Source organism: Streptomyces hygroscopicus subsp. hygroscopicus, from assembly GCF_001553455.1.
GTDB classification, from domain to species: Bacteria; Actinomycetota; Actinomycetes; order Streptomycetales; family Streptomycetaceae; genus Streptomyces; species Streptomyces hygroscopicus.
Map to the genome: position 1 here is coordinate 1 of NZ_BBOX01000204.1, position 2962 is coordinate 2962.

General features: G+C 74.0%; 2 protein-coding genes. Both read right to left on the reverse strand.

The annotated features are described in order from the left end of the window. Nucleotides 1-443: 443 nt before the first annotated feature. Nucleotides 444-1550: a mannose-1-phosphate guanylyltransferase gene (manB, locus tag AXW62_RS21605; protein ID WP_030837114.1), complete on the reverse strand. Its 1107-nt coding sequence runs from the start codon at nt 1548-1550 to the stop codon at nt 444-446. Between the two features lie 72 nt (nt 1551-1622). Beyond that, a partial coding sequence (locus tag AXW62_RS41245; protein WP_107406325.1) for a peptidoglycan recognition protein family protein occupies nt 1623-2962 on the reverse strand: 1340 nt, incomplete at its 5' end.

The following is a 2962-nucleotide window of genomic DNA, read 5'->3' on the forward strand; positions in this document are numbered from 1 at the left end:
CCCGGTCACGGTCGGCGGCTTCACCGGAGTCGCCGGAGTCGCCGCCTGCGCGGTCGCCGGTCCCCCGGGCACCACTCCGGTCGCCGGGCTCCCGGGCACCGCTCGGCCGCCGGGCTCCCGGGCACCGTTCGGTGGCCGGGCCGCGGCCACCGGCGGGTGCCGGTAGGACGGCGGGAGGGAGCGCAAGGTGGTGCCAGGTGCCCACCGCTGCCCGGTGCCCGCTCGAGACGCGCAATCCGCTGCCCGCCGTCGGCGGCACCGAGCCCGAGCCGGTCGAGCGGGTCCGCCGGCTCGCCCCTGCCCCGGGGCCCGGCCAGGTCCGTGCCACCGGCGCCCACCACCGGGGACGGCGCGCCGACCACCCGGCCGATCGCGCACCCCCCGAGCAGCCCGAGGCACCCCGGGCCCTCCCCGGGGCACCCCTCACGCCCGCGGCGTCCCCGTTACTGGTCCGACGAGAAGCGGACCGCCCCCGCCGGGATGTCCGCCCCGCACCACACCCGTACGCCGTCCCGCAGCTCGTTGTCCGCGCCCACCAACGCGCCGTCCCCGACCACCGCCCCCTGCAGCACCGTACGGGCGCCGATCCGCGCCCCCGCGCCGACGAGCGAGTCGCGCACCTGCGCGCCCTCCTCCACCACGGCCCCCTCCAGCACCGTGCTGCCGTCGATACGCGCACCCGCGCCCACCCGGGCCTGCGGCCCGATGACCGTGCCGCCGGTCAGCTTGGCGTCGACCGCGACCGAGGCGCTGTCCAGGACGAGGCGGTCACCGCAGCGCCCCGGCACGGCCGGGGACGGGGCCCGGCCCAGCACCAGATCCGCGGAGCCGCGGACGAACGCCTGGGGGGTGCCGAGGTCGAGCCAGTACGTGGAGTCGACCATGCCCTGGAGATGCGCGCCCGCGGCGAGCAGACCGGGGAAGGTCTCGCGTTCGACGGAGACGGGCCGGTCGGCGGGGATGGTGTCGATGACCGAGCGGTTGAAGACGTACGCGCCCGCGTTGATCTGGTCGGTGACGATCTCCTCCGGGGTCTGCGGCTTCTCGAGGAAGGCGGTGACCCGGCCGTCTTCGTCGGTGGGCACCAGCCCGTACGCACGCGGGTCGGTGACCCGGGTGAGGTGGAGGGAGACGTCCGCGCCCGTCGTGCGGTGGTTGTCCACGAGGGCACGGATGTCGAGGCCGGTGAGGATGTCGCCGTTGAAGATGAGCACCGGGTCGTCGGGGCCCGAGCGCAGCCGGGAGGCGACGTTGCGGATGGCGCCGCCGGTACCGAGCGGCTCCTCCTCCGTGACGTACTCCAAGTGCAGACCGAGCGAGGAGCCGTCGCCGAAGTAGGGTTCGAAGACCTCCGCCAGATAGGACGTGGCGAGCACGATGTGCTCCACCCCGGCGGCGCGGGCGCGGGCCAGTTGGTGGGTCAGAAACGGAACGCCCGCCGCCGGGACCATCGGCTTGGGGGTGTGCACCGTCATCGGACGCAACCGGGTTCCCTTGCCGCCGACCAGGAGGATCGCCTCTGGCGATGGCGTTGCTGGCGCTTTGGTCACGTAACGTCTCTGCTTCCTGCTGGGGCTCGCCGGTCGGCGGCCAGTGTATGCAGATCCCCGGACCGCCCCTGATCAGCGCCCCTGTAGGCGAGCGGCCGTCTTCCGCACCGAACCGAGCTTCTTGTAAAGACGTTTCCCCGGGCACTCGGTGGCGAAGCCGTCGCGGTGACCGGCGATCACATGGAGCTTTACGCTAGCGCCCTTTTTGTACTTGTTGCCGCCGCCGGACACCAGATGTGTGGTGCCGCGCGGATTCCGCTTGAAGAGACCGAGTTTCCACGCGGTGAGCTTGGCGATGGCCTTCACGGCCTTGGCCGGGGGCTTCTTGGTGGAGAACGTACCGAGAACGGCGACGCCCATGCTGTTGGTGTTGAAGCCCAGAGTGTGCGCCCCGCGTACGGCTTTGGCCACACCGCCGGAACGGCCTTCGTAGATTTTCCCGCACTTGTCGATGGTGAAGTTGTAGCCGTAGTCGCGCCACCCCAGGCTCTTCACGTGGTAGCGGTAGATACTGCGCAGAACGGAGGGCGCCTGGGAACAGCTGTACTTGTTGCCCGTCACGGTGTGGTGAATGAAGGCCACCTTGACGGTCTTGCTGTAGACATGGCCCTTTTCCCGGATCTTCTCGTCGGCGCCCCAGCCCGCGCGGGTGATGATGCGGGGCCGCGGCGCGGTGTGCCCGGCGGCATTCGCCTTGGTCACCTCGGCACCGAGGGCGCTGGGCGGCTGGGTGGAGGGGGCGGGGGACGGCAGCGGCCCGGCGGTGGCCTTCGAAGGGGACGGTCGCGGGGAGGAGGGGTCGGGGGACGGTTTCCCGGACGACAATCCGGACGGCAATCCGGCCGACGGCTTCCCGGACGACTTCCGGGACGACGATCCGGCCGACGGTTTCGCACCCGGCGCGGCACCCGCACCCCCTGGCGTCGGCGCGGGGTGTGTCGGCGCGGAACGCGGGGGCACGGGGCGCGTCGGCACGGGATGCGTCCGTGCGGGGCGCGTCGGGACGGATTGCGGGGACGCGGGGCGCGGCGGCACCGGGTGCGTCCTCACGGGAGGCGGCGGCACGGGACGCGGCGGCACCGGGTGCGCCGGAAGGGCGCGGAGCGCGCCGCGGCCCGGGGGCGGCGCCGGGGCCTCGCCTGGGTCGACCAGCTCCAGCCGGAGCCCGGCGGGCAAGGCCGCCGCCCGCACGCCCCCGGCCACCGCCCGCCCATCCACGCCCTCGTCCGCCACCACCCGCCCGTCCGCGTCCGCCGTCGCCGTCCGTTCGGCCCGGACCCGCGCCTGGACGCCGTCCGAGTCGCCGACCCACAGCGGAGCCGTACCGCCGTGGGCCCGTGCGCTCCGGCGCTCGGGCGAGTCGGGGTCGGGGGCCTCGTCCTCGTACGGCAGCAGCTCGCGCCACGGGGACC